The sequence below is a fragment of the Dyella terrae genome (genome assembly GCF_004322705.1).
GTDB lineage: Bacteria > Pseudomonadota > Gammaproteobacteria > Xanthomonadales > Rhodanobacteraceae > Dyella_D > Dyella_D terrae.
Genome location: NZ_SIZZ01000002.1, coordinates 598,828 through 616,604 on the forward strand (window position 1 = coordinate 598,828; position 17,777 = coordinate 616,604).

A 17,777-nucleotide genomic window follows, 5' to 3' on the forward strand; every position below is an offset into this window, starting at 1 on the left:
GACCCGTGATGCATCGAGCCTGCCACTGCACGGGCAGGCTTGAACCATCCTCTTTGATTCCATCGGCCGTTCATGCGGCGGAATGCTGGTCCTGATCCCATGTCGATTCGTTCATCCCGTTGGCTTCCGTTCGCATTGCTGTGCCTGCTATGTGCTGTTTCGCTTGATGCCATGGCAGCCCCGGACAAGAACTTCATCGTCAGGTCATTCGTCGATTCTTTTTCACCGTTTCCGTTGCCTGCTGCCGTCATGCAAGCGGCCAAAACCCTGTTTTGGTCCTTGGCGGTCATGAGCCTCGTATGGTCAATGGCGCATGTGTTGATGGGTCGCGGCGATTTCTCGGATCTCTTTTTCGAGTTGATTCGGTTCGTGATAGCTACCGGCTTCTTTTATTGGCTACTGGCCTCGGCCAGCGACCCCACGGGGCAGGGGCTTATCCAGCGCATTCTGGAGTCGTTGGGCATCATCGGCGGCAAGATCGCCAGCGCCGATCCCGTGTTGCGTGAGCCTGCGGACCATTTCGGCAATCTCGGTATCCATTTTTTCGCCAACGTCATGTCTCATACGGAGTCGATGCGTACAGGCGACGCGATCGCGACCTGGGGCATGGCCCTGGGCGTGCTGTTGTGCATCACTCTCGTCGCCGCACAAGCCGCGCTTCTGATGCTGATGGCCTGGGCACTGGGTTATGTGGGGATATTCCTGCTGGGTTTCGGGGCCTCGCGCTGGACGTCGCAGATAGCCGTCAACTATTACAAACATGTCATCGCGGTAGGTGCCGCGATCCTGGTCCTGATCGTGCTGATGTCGATCGGCTATCGCTTCCTTGCCGCCCTGGAGCCATAGGTCTACGAAGGCGGCAACATGCGCTACGACGGCATGGCCATCATGCTGGTGGCGTCCCTGATCATGGCGGTCGTCGCGTGGAAGGTGCCCAAGCTGCTCTATGCGGTTATCACCGGGTCGCAGCTCGGCTGGGTCAACGGCACGGCCGCCATGGCGTCGGGTGCCATGGTGTCGGCAGGCCACTCGGCGATGGCGTCCCTGGGATGGCGCGATCCCGCGCCGGCGGGTGAAACGAGGCCCTCCATGACCGTCATGGATGCTTTCCGTCACGTATCGGCGGAAGTCGATCGCATGGACAGTGTGCAAATGCCGGTCAACCCCGGGTCCTCGGAGGGTCGTTCAGAGGCTGATCTGCGCGCAGGCCCACAAGCCAGTCCTTTTGGTGCATCGCAGGCAACCGTCGCGTGGCCCCCCGCGCCTTCCCAGCAAGGCCATGCTGATGCACGCGGCGATGATCGTCGCGACGACAAATCCGGTTCGCCCGGTCAGGGCGGAAGTGGTAGCGAGCATGTTGTGCACCGCGAATCCGGATCGCGCGGGCAAGGTACGTCTTCGCCACCTCCCGCAGAGAGGCCGGCCATGGCGGCGTCCAGTGATCTGGGCGCAGCAGCGCGGGGTGAGGTGCCTCGCGAGGCCATCGCATTGCGTGCACAGGAACGACAGGCCATGCTGGCCGCTGCCGAATCCATGTCGGCAACTCGCGAGGGTATCCGGAGCACGTCAGGCCCGCACACAGAGGCGGCGGGGACGGCCACTCATGTGACTGCAGCACAGCAGTTGTCAGGTGGCGATGCCAGGAGCGGCAAAGGCGGGTTGCCGCATGGTGCGGAGCCTTTGCCGACGGCTGTCCACCAGGTTATGCCCGTGGGCGTCCAGGGCGCGACGGGTTCCATGGATGCGAGGCCGGGGGCGCAATCGACGTCAACGGCCCCGGCCCCGGTTATTCCCGCGACGCCACAAGCACCGGGTGCAACCCAGCCGACGGCGATGCAGCAGAGCATGCGTGGCGATGCCCAGGGCACGAACGTTTCCGTCGATGCAAAGAACGTGATGCAACCGACGTCAACGACCCCGGCCTCCGTTATCTCCGCGACGCCACAAGCACCGGGTGCAACCCAGCCGACGGCGATGCAGCAGAGCATGCGCGGCGATGCCCAGGGCACAAACGTTTCCGTCGATGCGAAGAACGTGACGCCACCGACGTCAACGCCACCGGCCCCCGTTATCCCCGCGACGCCACAAGCACCGGGTGCAACCCAGCCGACCGCGATGCAGCAGGGGATGCGCGGCGATGCCCAGGGCACGAACGTTTCCGTCGATGCAAAGAACGTGATGCAACCGACGTCAACGGCCCCGGCCCCCGTTATCCCCGCGACGCCACAAGCACCGGGTGCAACCCAGCCGACGGCGATGCAGCAGAGCATGCGCGGCGATGCCCAGGGCACAAACGTTTCCGTCGACGCGAAGAACGTGATGCAACCGACGTCAACGGCCCCGGCCCCCGTTATCCCCGCGACGCCACAAGCACCGGGTGCAACCCAGCCGACGGCGATGCAGCAGGGGATGCGCGGCGATGCCCAGGGCACAAATGTTTCCGTCGATGCGAAGAACGCATCGCAACAGCCGACGGCGCCCTCGGCGCATGGCATCCCCGCGACATCGCAGCCAGCCAACGCAACCCAGCCGACAGCGATGCAGCAGGGGATGCGTGGCGATGCCCAGGGCACGAACGTTTCCGTCGATGCGAAGACCTCATCGCAACAGCCGACGACGCCCTCGGCGCATGGCGTCCCCGCGACATCGCAGCCAGCCAATGCAACCCAGCCGACGGCGATGCAGCAGGGGATGCGTGGCGATGCCCAGGGCACGAACGTTTCCGTCGATGCGAAGAACGCATCGCAACAGCCGACGACGCCCTCGGCGCATGGCGTCCCCGCGACATCCCAGCCAGCCAATGCAACCCAACCGACGGCGATGCAGCAAGGGATGCGCGGCGATGCCCAGGGCACAAACGTTTCCGTCGATGCAAAGTCCGCATCGCAACAGCCGACGACGCCCTCGGCGCATGGCGTCCCCGCGACATCCCAGCCAGCCAACGCAACCCAACCGACGGCGATGCAGCAAGGGATGCGCGGCGATGCCCAGGGCACAAACGTTTCCGTCGATGCAAAGTCCGCATCGCAACAGCCGACGACGCCCTCGGCGCATGGCGTCTCCGCGACATCGCAGCCAGCCAATGCAACCCAGCCGACAGCGATGCAGCAGGGGATGCGTGGCGATGCCCAGGGCACGAACGTTTCCGTCGACGCGAAGAACGTGACGCAACCGACGTCAACGGCCCCGGCCCCCGTTATCCCCGCGACGCCACAAGCACCGGGTGCAACCCAGCCGACAGCGATGCAGCAGGGCATGCGCAGCGATACGCAAGGCAAAGATTCGGGCAGCGGGAATATGACGTCGCAATCGACGATGGTCACCGCTTCTGGTCATGCACCGGCGTCGCCTGGCGAGGCATCACAGGGTGCCCGCAGCGACAGCACGAGGCAAAGCGTCACAACCGTCAGCAACGCTCCGTCTCCTGCGTCGTCCGACGCTGCGCAGGTGTCGCCAGGCCCGGCAAGCGCGACGCATGCATCGCACAACGGAACCGCCTCGTCGAACGAAGATGGAGTCAGGTTACGTCGGGGGGCGAGCCCGGTCGCCGCTCAGGTAACGCACGCGCATGTGGCGGGTACAGGTCAAGCCGGCCAGGCTTCGGGTGAAGGCAAGACGCCCTCTTCGTCCCCTTCGCCGACGCCCGCTACGCAGGCGAACGATGGCTTCGCGCAACGATCAGACAGCCCCGCTCCTTCGTCGCATGCGAAGGATATGCGGCGTGGAGCGGGGGGCGCCAGCGACTCCTTCTTGGGATCGGCGCCTGCGACGCGGGCACCGGATGGTGCAGGCCTTGCGTCGGGCATGACGGCCGCGCCAACGAGTGCGATGGTGCCAGCTTCGAGTCAACGTGTGCGCGACGATCGCACGAGCGGCGCACCCTCGAACAACGCCACCATGCCGGCGGCGGTTTCGACTCAGGCACCCGCCGACACGACGGCCTCACGCGCTGCGCCGGACGGCCATGCCACCACACCGGGCGCAGAGAAGTCGACTTCCTCTTCCTCTACACGAACCAAGACCCCTGATGCTTCCAGATCGGATTCGTCATCGGGCGTAGCGATGCCGGTCAAGCCGTCCATGGCGTCGCCGAAACAGGCGACCAGCCGTCCCGACGAAAAGCCCGGCCCCCAGGCCATGGCGGATGGCGCGAAATCCGACGGTGCCAACAACCGGCACTCGAATGCCATGCCTTCGACATCCAGCGCAGACGCGCCCGTGCGACGGGAGTATTCCGCATCGGCGCCAGGCGGAGCCCATACGCCAATGCGTTCTTCCGCCGTCGATGATCCTCACGACAAGCGTGGAAAAAAATCGAAGAAAGACAAGAAGAACGCCGGCAAGTCCCGTAAGAAACAAAACGCGAAGGAACCCGCGCGTCGGGACCAGGAGGTCACTTCAACCACGGATAAACCGACTGCCCGGAAAGAACAGATCGCGCGCGGCAACGCTGATGCAGGGCGCGGCCCCGAGGTCGCGCATGGCCATGCCGTGGACGACTATGCCGACGAAATCGCCCGGTTCAGCCAGCGACACGAACGGTGGAGTGACTTGAAGGCTCCGGACGATGACTGATGCTTCCTGATTTTCCCGATCTTCCGCCTGACAGGCAGGACATGGTTACGTGTTCGGTGGCTGCCGCGATCGCCTATCAGGTGCCCGTCAACATCATGTTGGCGGTTGCCGAGAAAGAAGCAGGCAAGCCGGGGCTGTGGATGCGCAATCGCAACGGTACGTATGATGTTGGCGCACTCCAGTTCAATACAGCGTACTTGCGGGAGTTGTCGCGTTTCGGGATCGAGCCGGGACATGTGGCGGCGGAAGGATGCTTTGCGTACAAGCTAGCCGCGTGGCGCATCCGTGGTCATCTCAGGAGCGATGCCGGCGATGTCTGGACGCGCGTCGCCAACTATCACTCGCGCACGCCTCGCTACAACGCGCGATATCGCTACGACTTACGCCGCAAGGCGGCCATCTGGGTGCGCTGGCTCGATCGCAATTTCGTTACCCACTCAGTCAATCTTTCCGAACTCTCGCCCGCGACCTGGGCGAAGGGTTCGGTTGCGCCATGAATAGGAAGGATGCAAGGCATGACTAATTCAATCGGATTCCCTGGCCGCCGGTTCGTCACAGCGGGCTTGGCATTGTTGGGCATGGCCTTCACCGCGTCGGCCACCGCCAATGGCTGCGTGATCCTGGGCAGTACGTCGAAATTCACGGTGGGTCAGGGCACGCCCGTGCTGATTCCCGGCAACGCGAGCGAAGGCGATGTCATCAAGACCGGCATGGGCAATAGCGGGGGCAATCAGTGGCAGATGACGTGCGATCCCGGAACCTACAGCTTTGTCGCTCGCCATGTGCCATCTTCGTCGGGCGATATCGTGCCGCTGCGGGTCGCCGGATTCGGCGTGGCCAGCGGCGTAGGTATTCGTTTGTCGGTCAGGGAGCATGGCAGCGGATCCGACGGTGCCATGCATCGATTTCCCTGGACGGTACGGCGTACCTTTGATGAGGATGTGAAGGTGTCCTTTACGGACGACCTGCAGTACGAACTGATCCGCATGTCGGGTGAGCTGTATTACGGCGCCATTGAGCCAGTTCAGGTCGGCACATCCTATGTGGAGGGCGGCGACGGCGAATATCGTTCCATCTGGATCAACGATCTTTCGTTCTCCCGGCCAAGCTGTGGCATAGAAGGCGGCGACGGATTCATGCGCGAGGTTGCGCTTGGAACCCATAGTTCGTCCGTATTCGCCCGTCCCGGGGACGCGTCGCCGTGGGTGCCATTCGCACTCACGTCTGCCAATTGCAGTGATCCAGGTGGCGTCTTCGCCGATATCACGTTCGGATTCGCGCATGACGCGGATGCCGATGACAGCACGCTGTTTGCCATGCCCACGGGCAAGGTCAAAGGCGTAGGCATTGAAGTCGCGCAGGACAACGTGGATTCCACGTCGTTCGTGCCGGGCGTGAAGGGCACGATGCCGGCCGTATCCACCGGCAATCACTACAAGTTCAAGGCACGGCTCAAGCGCACGACGGCGGCACTGCAGGCGGGCTCATTCCGGCGCGCGACCATCGTGATGGTCGAGTTCCGTTAGCGATACGCTTTCATTTCACTTGGCCGATTTGTTGGCAGGTGCACGGAACATGGCGATCAAGCCGACAGCGGAGAGAATCAAGGCCATGCCCAGCAAATCGAAGGGGCCGATGCGCTCGCCGACGAACATCACGCCGAACAGCACGGCCACCGGTGGGTTGACGTACGCGTAGCTGGTGGCAAGCGCTGGACGCACGGTCTTGAGCACGTAGAGGTATGCGCTGAAAGCGATCAGCGAGCCGAAGACAATGAGGTAGGCAACGGCGGCAGTAGCGCGAACGCTGGGATGATCCGGCAGGCGCTCGCCATGAAGAAGGCCGACGATAAGCAGGCCGGCACTGCCGCACAGCATTTGTGCGGCCGTGTTCATCGGGCCCTTGGGCATGTCGCGACGCTTGCTCCATACCGAGCCGAAGGCCCAGGCCGCGGCAGCGGTAAGCAAGGCGATGGCGCCCATGCGCGAACCGCTGAGGCCGCTGCCGAGGTTGAGCACGATCACGCCGACGAAACCGAGCAGAAGTCCGGCAATTTCGCCGCGTGTCGGATGTTCGCCATAGACGGAGGCAAACACGGCCGCGAAAAGCGGCATGCTCGCGACGGCGACGGCGGCGATGCCCGAGCTTACGGTCTGTTCGGCGAAGCACACCAAACCATTGCCGAAACCCAGAAGCAGGATCCCGGTGACAGCGGCATTGCCCCACTGGGCACGCGTCGGCATGGCAACGCCACGCAGTCGTAGCACGCCAAACAACAAGCTTCCGGCGATCAGGAAGCGCACGCCTGCGAGCAGGAAAGGCGGGTAGCTCTCCAGCGCGAAGCGAATTCCGAGGTAAGTCGAACCCCAGATGACGTACAGCGCGAACAGCGCCAGCGGTACGAGCAGGCGGGGATCGGCAAGCGAGCTGCTCGCCGTGGGAGCGGCGGTCGTGGATGTCGTGTCGTTCATGGTCGGGGACGGTGGGCATCGCGACGCGGATGCGAGGCGAATTCTAACGGGGATGAACGATAAGGCGTGGCAGATCGCCGCGGTAGCGAGGCTTTTGCGAGGCAGGCTTGAGCCGCGTTCAAGGCGCGTGTCGAAGCACGCGCCATCCGGATGTTATGCAGCGCGGCTGGTTTGACCCTGGTGCTTCTGTTCCTGGGCCAGCAGCACGCGCTTGCGTTCAACGCCCCAGCGCCAGCCGCCGAGGGAGCCGTCCTCGCGCACCACGCGGTGGCAGGGCACGATCAGGGCGAGGCGATTGCTGCCGCAGGCGTTGCCCACCGCACGCGCCGCGCCGGGCATGCCGATCTGCGCGGCCAGTTCGCCGTAACTGACCGTCTTGCCCTCGGGAATACGAGTGAGCGCGTCCCATACGCGCCACTGGAATGCGGTGGCGGCGACATCGATCGGCGGCATGGCTGGCGCGCTGGCTTCGCTCCAGCCCAGTTCGCTGGCAATGCGTGCGATGACGGCATCCAGCCATTCTTCGCGTCCCGCGTCCACCCGCTCGAAGGCGGCTTGCGGAAACTCCTTCCCCAGGCGCTGCACGAGCTCGTCATCATCCGCGCCCAGCGTCACCGAGCAGATGCCCTTCGCCGTAGTCGCGACGAGCAGGCGACCCAGCGGGGTCTCGGTCGTCGTGTAGCGGATGCTCGCGCCCGCCCCGCCGGCGCGATAGCTGGCCGGGGTCATGCCGAGCAGGCGATTGGTGTGTTCGTAGACGCGGCTGCCGGAGCCGAATCCAGCCTCGTAGACGGCATCGGTGACGGCGGCACCGTCGCGCAGTGCTGCCTTGAACTGACCGAAGCGCCGGGCGCGGTGGTATTCAGCTGGGCTCATGCCATAGCGGCGGCGGAAGAGCCGCTGCAGGTGGCTGGGGCTGAGTTCGGCAGCCTCGGCCAGTGCGGCAAGGCTGGGCGCCTGGTCGGCACGCTCCACCATCTGGCGGACATGCTCCAGGACGAGTTCGGTAGAATGAGCGATAGTCATGTTGGCACCGTGGCTCTGCGACGGTGCCAGACTAGAGGGGCGCCGCCGACGCGGCCATCCGGATCTTGCTCAGTGGGCCGAACGGGTGTGGCGCAGGACGACGAATTCGCCTTCCAGCACCTCCGGCTTGTGCTGCGGACGCGCAGCAGCGGCTTGCGCAGACGCGCGACGACCACGCGTGGTCCAGGCACGCAGGGCCAGCAGCAGACCGCCGCCGACCAGCAGGACGCCAGCCACCATCAACCCGAACACGAACAGCACACCGACCAATGCCACGCCCACGAGCAGGGACAAGGCACGCACCAGCGGATGACGGGAACGACGCGGAAGAGGCAGCACGAAACGCATGTGTTAAAAATCCGTGTGGTAAAATCAATGACTTACGTGCGTAACGATGGGGCTTTTGCCCTCAAGAGACAAGTGCCAGATGGACACACTGCAATCTGATCGACATATCTGCCGCCTCGACGAGCTCACCGAAGGCGAAGCCATCGCGGTCGACGCCGTGCTGCCCGACGGCCCGGAAAACCTCATCATCATCCGTCGCGGCGAGAGGGTGCATGCCTACATGAACATCTGCCCGCATGCTGGCCGCCGTCTCGACTGGGCACCGGGCAAGTTCCTGCTCAAGAACGACATCCTGGTCTGCGCGGCGCATGGCGCCAGCTTTCAGGCGCAGGATGGTCTGTGCGTCGGGGGGCCTTGCCGGGGTGAGCACCTGCGATCCGTGGCCGTTCGCGTGACCGGCGAGGACGTCGTACTCGACTGACGCTCCCGCCTCTCTCAGCGGAACATCAGGTTGATCACCACCAGCGTGATGGCCAGCACCAGCAAAGTCAGCGGAATGCCCACGCGCAGGAAATCCTTCGCACGATATCCGCCGGGGCCGGCCACCATCATCAGGGCCGGATGGCCGGAGCTCAGCAGGAAGGTGTTGGACGACGACACCGCGACGATCAGCGCGTAGGCCGACGGATTGCCGCCCGTGGCCACGGCCACGCTGATCGCAATCGGCACCATCATCACCGTGGCGCCCACGTTGGACATCACCTGCGAGAACAGCAGGGTGAGGATGGCGAGGCAGGCCTGGAGCACCCACGGGGATGCTTCGCCCAGGTGCTGCAACACTTCCTGCGCCACCCACGCGGCCGTGCCGGTGGCATCCATCGACCAGCCCAGCGGAATCAGGCAGGCGGTGACGAAGATCGTCTTCCAGTTGATGGCCTTGTAGGCCTCGTCCATGTTGAGCACGCCGGTCAGCAGCATGCCGATGGCGCCGGTCATCATGGCGACGGACAGATCCAGGTGCGTGAACAGCGCGAGGCACTTGGCGAGCACGAAGAAGCCCACGGCCTGCCAGATCTTGCCTGGGCGCTGTTCTTCCTTCGGGATGTCGGTGACGACCACGAGATCCTTGTCTTCCGACGCCAGGCTCAGATCACGCCAGCTCGAATGCAGCACCAGCGTGTCACCGGCGCGCAGGCTCACCGAGCGCACATCGTCGCGAAACACCTGGTCGCCGCGATTCACCGCCAGCACCGAAATGCCATAGCGCTTGCGCAGGCGCAGCTCGCCCACGTTTTGCTTGATGAAGCGCGAGCTCGGCGGAATCACGGCCTCGGAAATACCGGCGCGCGTGGGATTGAACAACTCACCCAGCTGGCGCATGCGCGGCGAGAGCTTGCACAGCTGGTTGTTGGCGAACTGGTTGAGCTGTTCGCGGGGACCCAGCACACCCAGTACCGAACCTACCCAGATCACGTGATCGGCCGGCGGCGCCATGCGTGCTTCGGTGCCGCTCTTGATCGCCAGGATCAGTGGTGCGCCATAGAGCTGTTCGACTTCGCCGATGCTCATGCCCACCAGCGGGCTCTCCGCCGTCACCGTGAGCTCGGCCGTTTCACCGACGATGCCGTAGGTATCGGCAAAGTAACTTTCGGTGCGGCCCGGCGTCACCTTGAGGCGTTCGTCTTCGCGCTCGGGCAGCAGCTTCGCGGTGAAGAAGTAGAAGAACGCCACGCCCGTCAACGCCAGCACCAGGCCTACCGGCGTCACGCTGAAAAGGCCGAACTTCGGAATGGTGTGCGCGCCGGCCGGCAGATTGGCGTTGGCGCTGGCGATCAGGTCGTTGAGGACGATCAGTGGCGAGTTGGCGATCAGCGTCGTGTTGGTCGCCGTGAGGATGCAGAACGCCATCGGCAGCAGCAGGCGCGAGATCGGCACGCCGGTGCGCGCGGCGAGGCGGCTGGTGACCGGGATCATCAAGGCGGCAAGCGCCTGGCTTGGAATCACCGCGCTGAACAGGCTGGTGACCAGGTTGATCACCACACCCAGGCGTGACTCCACGCCGCGTGCCATGCGCATGACGAAATTGGCGGTGAGGCTGAGCACGCCAGCACGATCGAGGCCGGCACCCATGATCATGATCGCGATGATCGCGATGACGGCATTACCGGCGAAACCGTTGAAGACGCGATCGGAGGGGATGAGGCCGGTGAGGCCGATGACCACCACCACGAGCAGCGCCACCATGTCGGCGCGGATCCACTCCAGCACCAGCATCAGCATGGTGAAGCCCACCAGCCCGAGTACCAGCATCATTTCGGGGGTGAGCGCGAGTCCCACTAGCCGGCGTCTCCCATATCACCCACACGGGCCGGCGGACAGAGGTGGATGCGATTGTGCGCTGCTGCAATCACGCTGCGATGGCTCGTCCCTGTTTGACCGCCGAGTATAGGGGCAATGTCTCAGGGGCTGGTGAACAGAAACGCAGCAAGCAGGGAAAACGAGACGCCGAACCGAAACGCCGATCGGCAGCTCAGCGCTTCCGGTAGAGCAGGTCCCAGACGCCATGGCCCAGCTTCAGGCCGCGGCGCTCGAAGTGCGTCTCGATGCGCCATGCCGGCTTCTCGGCGTACTGGCCGGGGCCGACGTCATTGGTCCAGTCGGGCGCCGCTTCCATCACTTCGAGCATGTGCTCGGCATAGGGCTGCCAGTCGGTGGCCAGATGCAGCAGGCCGCCCGGCGCCATGCGTGTCGCCAGCTGGGCGACGAAGGCAGGCTGGATGATGCGGCGCTTGTTGTGGCGCTTCTTGTGCCACGGGTCCGGGAACCAGATGCGTGCCTCGGACAGCGTGCCCGGCGCAATCTCGTTCTCCAGCACCTCGACCGCATCGTGCTTGTACAGCCGCACGTTGTTCGCGTCGCGCGCGGCCAGGGCATTCATCAGCCGGCCGACGCCCGGTCCATGCACTTCGATCCCAACGTAATCACGGGCAAGGTCGTGCTCACTGGCCCAGGCCAGCGCTTCGCCGTTGCCAAAGCCGATTTCCATCACCAAGGGTGCTTCGCGGCCGAAACGCGCGGCGTAGTCCTGCGCCGTGCCGCTGTAGTCGATGCCGAAACGCGCCCAGTGATCGTCGAATGCGCGCTGCTGGGCAGGCGTCATGCGGCCTTCGCGCAGGACGAAGCTGCGGATGCGGCGGAGGTAGAGGGCGTTGTCGTCCGAATCGGTCATTGGAAAGCAGTGAAGGGTGAAGGGAGGAACGGGGACAAGCCGGCGGTTGCTTGCCGGCTTGTACCGAGGTTTTAGCCGATGGTGCCGTCGATGGGGCTCGAGGCCGAGGCGAAGCGCTTGCGCGGGATGCGGCCGGCGCGGAAGGCGGCGCGGCCCGCCTGGATCGCCAGCTTCATGGCATGGGCCATGAGGACCGGATCCTTGGCGCCGGCGATGGCGGTGTTCATCAGTACGCCGTCGCAACCCAGTTCCATCGCGATGGCGGCGTCCGAGGCCGTGCCCACGCCCGCGTCGACGATGATCGGCACCTTGGCGTTCTCGATGATCTCGAGCAGGTTGTAGCGGTTCTGGATACCCAGGCCCGAACCGATCGGCGCGGCCAGCGGCATCACGGCGACGCAGCCGATTTCTTCAAGGCGCTTGGCCAGGATCGGGTCGTCACTGGTGTAGACCATCACGTCGAAGCCATCAGCCACGAGCGTTTCGGCGGCCTTCAAGGTTTCGACCACGTCCGGGAACAGCGTGCGCTGGTCGCCGAGCACTTCGAGCTTCACCAGCTTGTGGCCGTCCAGCAGCTCACGCGCGAGCTTGCAGGTGCGCACGGCGTCCACGGCGTTGTAGCAGCCGGCGGTGTTGGGCAGCAGCGTGAACTCTTCGGGCGGCAGGGCATCGAGCAGGTTCGGCTGGCCGGCGTCCTGGCCGATGTTCACGCGGCGGATCGCCACGGTGACGATGTCGGCGCCGGCGGCCTGCGAGGCGCGGCGGGTCTCGTCGAAATCCTTGTACTTGCCGGTGCCGGTGAGCAGGCGCGAGCCATAGCTTTTGCCGGCGATGACGAGCGGGTCGGCCGCGTCGATGGTCTTGGTATTCATGCGCAATCCTGGGGAAGGGGAGGGTTGGCGAAAGCCGGACGGATCAGCCGCCACCGATGGCGTGCACGATCTCGATCTGGTCGCCCTCGGACAGCACGTAACGGATGTGCTGGCTGCGCGGCACGATCTCGCGATTGACCTCCACCGCGACCCGACGCTGGCCGTAACCGGCTTCTTCCAGCAGTTGGGCGACCGTGGTTCCGTTGGCGCAGTCGCGCGGACTGCCATTAAGTGTGATCAGCATCCGCCTATTGTAGCCCCATCGACCAGACCCTTCCCTTCCGAGGGCACGCGGTGCCCGAAGGGCGGAGAGAGGCGGGGGTCGCCCCAGGGTGATTCGAAGCCTGGGGCAGATGACGGATGGTTGATCGCCCTGGTCCGTGGCGCGGAGCGCGGGCCAGCTTAGGCGGGCCTGCCAGGAGGCGCGGGGCATGGCGAGGCCATGCCCCGTTACGGCCTCAGTTGTGATCGTCCCGCTTGTTCCGGTGATCATCCCCGCGCGGTGGCGGATTGTGTGCCTGGCGTTCGCTGCCGTTGCCTTGCGGCGCCTGGCGTTGCGGCTGCGGTTGCTGTGGCTGGGGGGGCTGACGAGGTTGCTCCATGCGCGCCTGCTCGGGCTGGCGTTGTGGCTGCCAGTTCTGGCGCTCTTGTCGCGGCTGAGGCTCCGGACGCTGCCAGTTCTGGCGCTGCGGCTCCGAGCGCACCTGAGGCTGGTCGCTGTCGGCACGAGGCTGCGGGTTGTCGTTGCCGCGGTTGCGCCACGCGGAGGCATCCGGCCGGTTGGCGACGACGGCGCCGTCGCGGCCTTCGTCGGTGCGGAAGCGCGGTTGCGGGCTGGGTTGGTTATCGCGCGGGCTGGCGTCGCGATTGAAGCGCGGGGTGTCGGGCAGCGTGCCGCGCGGTTGCTCCTGCACCTGCTGCTGTGCCGCGCGCTCGCGGTCCTGCTGCGGCGTGCTGATGTAGCTCACGCCCGGGCGCGGGTTGTCGCCCTGCGGCTGGCGGTCACTGCTCGTACGCCAGTTGCCACGGTCCGCGCCATTGGGGTGCGCGAAGCGCGAGGAACGCAGTTCGCCCGGCTGATCGGGGTTGCCGCGATCCGGCATCGGGCGATCGCCCTGTTCCGGCTGGACCGTCCGCACCTGCGCGTCACCACGTTGGAAAGCAGGGCGGTTGTCATTGCCGCGATCCGGGCCCGGGCGATTGTCATTGGCGCGATCGAATCCCGGGCGATTGTCAGCGGCGCTGGCCGGATTGCGCATGGCGGGCTGCGGACCATCCCGACCGACATCCGGGCCGCCGCGATGGCCGTTCTGCCCCAGCACGCGCACGTTCGAAGGCGCCGCCGGCGTCGCTGCATTCGCTTGCCGCGGCATGCCGCCAAAGCGCGGACCGTTGCCGTTGTTACCTTGCTGATGCCAACCCGGATTCTGCGGCGCATTGCGCGCGACCACCTCTCGCTGGAAACCGCCCGCCGGCAGCGGGCGTGCCTGCGCGGAGCGCGGCGGCGCGAAGCTGGCGCGCGTCGGCGTCACGTTTGCGCCCCGCGGAAGAACCGGCACGTTGGCGACGTCACGCGAATTGCCCTGCCACATGTGTCCGCGCACGTTGCGCGCATCGGCAAAGTCGCGACCCTGCATGGCAGTGAAGCCACGCGGCGCGCCGCGATTGGCATACCGCATGTTCGGCGCCATCTGGCCGCGACGGAAGTAGTCGTACTGGTGGTTGATGTTGTTGATCACCGTGACGCGATTGTGCACGTAGATGTTGGTGACGTTGACGTTGGTGTAGTAACGGCGGCTCGCGTGGTACCACGGGTTGTAGACCTCGCCCGGGCCCAGCGGGAACCAGCCCACCGGGCTGCCGCCGATACCGACCGACACGCTCCAGCCGCTGCCACCGACGAAGGCGACCAGGGCCGGCGCATAGACCGGACGAATGCCGATCGGGCCAGGCACCCAGCCCCATGAGCCGCGCACGTACGCCCAGCGACCGTAGTGGTAGGGGGCGAAGCCCCACGGCGAATCGTCGACCCAGGTCCAGCCCCACGGCGCGACATAGGCCCAGTGGCCGTCACGATAAGGCGCCCAGTCCGTGGCGACGTCCGACGGATACCAGACGGCGCCGTACTCGGGATCCTGGCGCCAGTCGCCGTACTGATCGAGGTCCTGGGAGCCGACCATGTCTTCAGGGACGTACTGGCGGGTATTGGACTGCGCATAGCGTTGGTCGCGGCTGCTGCACCAGTCGTCGAAGGCGTCGCCGCCATCCATGTTGGTCAGCGAGACCTGCTGGAGCGACGAGTCGTCGAACTGATAATGCGTGCCGGCCACGACGGTGCGCTGCGCGTTGTTCTCGCCATACACCGTGGCCTGCCCGCGGAAGACGGTGACCTGGGTGCCCTTGCCGTCGGGCGCGATGTCCACGCGGTAGGTGCCCGGTCGGTCGACCACCAGCGCCACGGTCGGCGTGTCGATCTCAAAGGTCTGGCCTTCCTCAAGATTGCGCACAGCCAGGTTTGCCGTGCCCTGGGTGAGTTCGAACTGGGCCATCTGGTCGTTAAGCGTGAGCACGCCCAGATCGGTCTGCGCGGCCATGCGCAGGCTGCTCCCGCCGAGCTCGAGTTCGGCCTTGGCATGGTCGCCGCTGGAGAGCCGATCGCCTGTCGTCAGCGGCCGGTTGAGATTGGCGTCGCTCCAGTCCTTGGCGCCCGACGGAAGGAGGCCGAGGTCGCCGGTGCGATAGGAAAGACGCGCGACGCGTGATGGCGGATCGCCGGCGCTGTCGCCGTCGTCCGGTGCGGCGTCCTGAGCGTGCAGCCAGCCTGCCGCGAGGAGCAGCAACGTGGCGGCGAACAAAGACCAGGGTCGCCGGTTGGAGCGGTGAAGCGAGCGCATGAATGGCTCCGGATGAAAAGGTTAGGAATCTTCGGAATCTATAAGCGTAAAACGCGCCATCGATTTCGGACGATGACGGCTTGATTATGCTCACGGGTTCGGCGACTCCGCCTGAGTTCAGGCTTTGCCGGCGGATGGCGATTCAGCCGGCCGCCATCTGCGGTTCATCAGCCGTTGAGCGAGGCCTGCCTGCGGACGATTCCCAATCGCGCGGCTCCCGGTTACCATCGCCGGGCGTTGCGGGTGTAGCTCAATGGTAGAGCTGTAGCTTCCCAAGCTACTGACGAGGGTTCGATTCCCTTCACCCGCTCCAGCCTCTTCGGTAACAAATCCCCTTTGATGAGATGTCCGCGATCGCGCCTGCGACGCAGACGGTGTAGCAGACAGGTCCGGCATCGTGATGCGATTGAGCAACTGCATTTGGCTGTTGGTCATGGGAATCGCCGTCGTGGGCATGCTCCGCATGACCGGCACGGAACAGGCGAGTCTCGATGTCGCCCTCATCTACTTTCCTCATGGAAGACCGGGCCCGACCGATGGGCCGGCGGACCTGGAAAGCTATCTGGATGCCGACAGTCGCCAAAACCTGCATCGGGTACTCCAGGGGTTCAAGGAACAACCGATCCTGGGCGGTGAAGTTCAGGGATTCGCCGACAGTCGCGAATGTGGCAGTCCTGTCGAATGCCAGGAAGTCTCCTATCGCCGCGCCAAGGCCGTGTACGACTGGATGCTGTTGAACGGGCTACCGCCATGGCAGCTGAGGGGACCTAGCGGATTCGCAACGGAATATGCGGTCGCCCAGGATGAGTCCGAGCCTCAGCTGAGGCTGAATCGCCGGGTCAGTTTTGCCCCTTTCTTCGTCGATGAAAAACGGTGAGGCGTGGCGCAGCAGGGCATCCGCCAGAAGCTTGGACACGGTGCTCGGACAGTTGGTAGGATGCGCACGCTGTTCCCCGCAGGGCCCAGGGCAGACTGTCTCGAAGACGTCTCAAACCACGGTTTATCCGGCGAGGAAGTTCAACTGCCTCACTCGCGCTCCCATCCCCCAAGAGCCCCGCAACCACACCGCATACGCTGATGATGGCGCAAGTCATAACCCTCGGCTGGCGGGAGCGTCTGGCGCTGCCGGAGCTCGGCATTCCCCTCCTCAAGGCCAAACTCGATACCGGTGCACGTAGCAGTGCGCTGCACGTTGACGCGCTCGAGGAGTTCGATCGGGACGGTGCCACCTGGCTGCGCTTCGTGGTGCGCATGGGGCGTCGCCATCCGACCGAGGTGTGCTGCGAGCTGCCGGCGCTCGATCGTCGCGTCGTCACCGACACGGGCGGCAAGCGCAGCGAGCGCTGGTTCATTCGCACCGACATCATGTTGGCTGGGCAACGCTTCGGCGTCGACATCAATCTGACCGACCGTCGTCACATGCTTTTCCCCATGCTGTTGGGGCGCACGGCATTGCTTGGCCGCTTTGCCGTGGACCCCGGGCTTTCCTATACCCAGTCGCGCCTGATCGTCGCGACATCCGTTGACCAGGCTCACCCATGAAGATTGCCATTCTGTCCCGCAATTCCAGGCTGTACTCCACCCAGCGCCTGGTCGACGTGGCGCGCGAGCGCGGCCATGTCGTGCGCGTGCTCGACCCGCTGCGCTGCTACGTGCGCATCGCGCCGGGGGACGTGGCGATCCGTTACAAGGGCAAGCCGCTGAAGGACATCGATGCGGTGATCCCGCGCATCGGCGTTACCAGCACGTTCTATGGCACGGCGGTGCTGCGTCAGCTGGAGATGATGGGCGTGTACACGCCCAATCCGTCCGACGCGGTGCTGCGCGCGCGCGACAAGCTGCGTGCGCTGCAGATTCTGGCCGCGCAGGGCCTGGACATGCCCGTCACGGTCTTCGGCGACAACCCCGACGACACGGCTGACGTGCTGGCCATGCTTGGCGAGCCGCCGCACGTGATCAAGCTCAACGAAGGCAGCCAGGGCACGGGCGTCGTGCTGGCTGAGAAGCGCAGCGCTTCGCAGAGCGTCATCGAGGCCTTCCGTGGTTTGTACGCCAACTTCCTGGTGCAGGAGTTCATCGGCGAGGCGAACGGCAGCGACCTGCGTTGCTTCGTCGTCGGCGGCAAGGTGGTGGCTGCCATGCAGCGCGACGCCAGCCCCGGTGAGTTCCGCGCCAACCTGCATCGCGGTGGCAGCGCCGCCGCCGCCACGCTGAGCACCGAGGAAAAGCAGATTGCCGTCCGTGCGGCCAAGGCCCTGGGCCTGGGCATTGCCGGCGTCGATCTCCTTCGGTCGAACCGCGGCCCGCTGATCCTGGAAGTGAATGCTTCGCCGGGCCTGGAAGGCATCGAGGCGGCGACGGGCGTCGACGTATCCGCTTACATCATCCGGCACTTGGAACAGCACGCCCGGAAGTGATGTAT

General features: G+C 65.1%; 16 protein-coding genes and 1 tRNA gene. 9 read left to right on the forward strand and 8 right to left on the reverse strand.

Annotated features, from left to right (window positions below; genetic code table 11):
• The first annotated feature begins 99 nt into the window (after positions 1-99).
• Genes EYV96_RS13530 through EYV96_RS13545 form a run of 4 tightly spaced genes read left to right on the forward strand, consistent with a single transcriptional unit; the run spans position 100 to position 6,101 of the window.
• On the forward strand, positions 100-846 hold the full coding sequence (locus tag EYV96_RS13530; protein ID WP_165488680.1) for a type IV secretion system protein: 747 nt from the start codon (positions 100-102) through the stop codon (positions 844-846).
• 18 nt (positions 847-864) lie between these two features.
• Positions 865-4,575, forward strand: coding sequence for a hypothetical protein (locus EYV96_RS13535; protein WP_131152065.1), 3,711 nt, complete (start codon positions 865-867; stop codon positions 4,573-4,575).
• Positions 4,575-5,072, forward strand: a complete 498-nt coding sequence (locus EYV96_RS13540) for a lysozyme family protein (protein ID WP_131152066.1) — start codon at positions 4,575-4,577, stop codon at positions 5,070-5,072. Before EYV96_RS13535 ends, EYV96_RS13540 begins: the two co-directional genes overlap by 1 nt.
• Before the next feature lie 18 nt (positions 5,073-5,090).
• Positions 5,091-6,101, forward strand: coding sequence for a fimbrial protein (locus EYV96_RS13545; protein ID WP_165488681.1), 1,011 nt, complete (start codon positions 5,091-5,093; stop codon positions 6,099-6,101).
• Between the two features lie 15 nt (positions 6,102-6,116).
• On the opposite strand, the gene yedA is transcribed toward EYV96_RS13545, so the two are convergent.
• The 3 genes from yedA to EYV96_RS13560 all read right to left on the reverse strand — a co-directional run bounded on the left by yedA (position 6,117) and on the right by EYV96_RS13560 (position 8,420).
• Entirely contained in the window at positions 6,117-7,046 is a 930-nt protein-coding gene (gene yedA / locus EYV96_RS13550; RefSeq protein WP_131152068.1) for a drug/metabolite exporter YedA, read from the reverse strand.
• 153 nt (positions 7,047-7,199) lie between these two features.
• Positions 7,200-8,072 carry a methylated-DNA--[protein]-cysteine S-methyltransferase gene (locus tag EYV96_RS13555; protein WP_131152069.1) on the reverse strand — a complete coding sequence of 291 codons (873 nt, stop codon included), beginning with the start codon at positions 8,070-8,072 and terminating at the stop codon, positions 7,200-7,202.
• Between the two features lie 69 nt (positions 8,073-8,141).
• Positions 8,142-8,420, reverse strand: coding sequence for a hypothetical protein (locus EYV96_RS13560; protein ID WP_131152070.1), 279 nt, complete (start codon positions 8,418-8,420; stop codon positions 8,142-8,144).
• Positions 8,421-8,499: 79 nt separating this feature from the next.
• Between EYV96_RS13560 and EYV96_RS13565 the strand changes: the two genes are divergently transcribed.
• Positions 8,500-8,841, forward strand: coding sequence for a Rieske (2Fe-2S) protein (locus EYV96_RS13565; protein WP_131152071.1), 342 nt, complete (start codon positions 8,500-8,502; stop codon positions 8,839-8,841).
• Between the two features lie 14 nt (positions 8,842-8,855).
• Here EYV96_RS13565 and EYV96_RS13570 read toward each other — a convergent pair whose 3' ends face one another.
• From EYV96_RS13570 to EYV96_RS13590, 5 genes are all read right to left on the reverse strand, one after another.
• A complete protein-coding gene (locus EYV96_RS13570) occupies positions 8,856-10,673 on the reverse strand; it encodes an SLC13 family permease (protein WP_131152468.1) in 1,818 nt (605 codons plus the stop codon).
• A gap of 217 nt (positions 10,674-10,890) precedes the next feature.
• On the reverse strand, positions 10,891-11,589 hold the full coding sequence (trmB, locus tag EYV96_RS13575; RefSeq protein ID WP_131152072.1) for a tRNA (guanosine(46)-N7)-methyltransferase TrmB: 699 nt from the start codon (positions 11,587-11,589) through the stop codon (positions 10,891-10,893).
• 71 nt (positions 11,590-11,660) lie between these two features.
• Positions 11,661-12,461 (reverse strand): thiazole synthase, encoded by an 801-nt coding sequence (locus EYV96_RS13580; protein ID WP_131152073.1) that lies wholly within the window; start codon positions 12,459-12,461, stop codon positions 11,661-11,663.
• Between the two features lie 43 nt (positions 12,462-12,504).
• On the reverse strand, positions 12,505-12,705 hold the full coding sequence (thiS, locus tag EYV96_RS13585; protein WP_131152074.1) for a sulfur carrier protein ThiS: 201 nt from the start codon (positions 12,703-12,705) through the stop codon (positions 12,505-12,507).
• A 214-nt stretch (positions 12,706-12,919) separates the two neighbouring features.
• Positions 12,920-15,355 (reverse strand): DUF6600 domain-containing protein, encoded by a 2,436-nt coding sequence (locus EYV96_RS13590; protein WP_131152075.1) that lies wholly within the window; start codon positions 15,353-15,355, stop codon positions 12,920-12,922.
• 239 nt (positions 15,356-15,594) lie between these two features.
• Between EYV96_RS13590 and EYV96_RS13595 the strand changes: the two genes are divergently transcribed.
• The 4 genes from EYV96_RS13595 (at position 15,595) to rimK (ending at position 17,772) form a co-directional block, all read left to right on the forward strand.
• Positions 15,595-15,668 (forward strand) — tRNA-Gly (locus EYV96_RS13595).
• 87 nt (positions 15,669-15,755) lie between these two features.
• Positions 15,756-16,232, forward strand: coding sequence for an OmpA family protein (locus EYV96_RS13600; RefSeq protein WP_131152076.1), 477 nt, complete (start codon positions 15,756-15,758; stop codon positions 16,230-16,232).
• A 203-nt stretch (positions 16,233-16,435) separates the two neighbouring features.
• Positions 16,436-16,897, forward strand: a complete 462-nt coding sequence (locus EYV96_RS13605; RefSeq protein ID WP_131152469.1) for an ATP-dependent zinc protease family protein — start codon at positions 16,436-16,438, stop codon at positions 16,895-16,897.
• A complete protein-coding gene (rimK, locus tag EYV96_RS13610; protein ID WP_131152077.1) occupies positions 16,894-17,772 on the forward strand; it encodes a 30S ribosomal protein S6--L-glutamate ligase in 879 nt (292 codons plus the stop codon). The genes EYV96_RS13605 and rimK overlap by 4 nt, the downstream gene beginning before the upstream one ends.
• Positions 17,773-17,777: the final 5 nt, after the last annotated feature.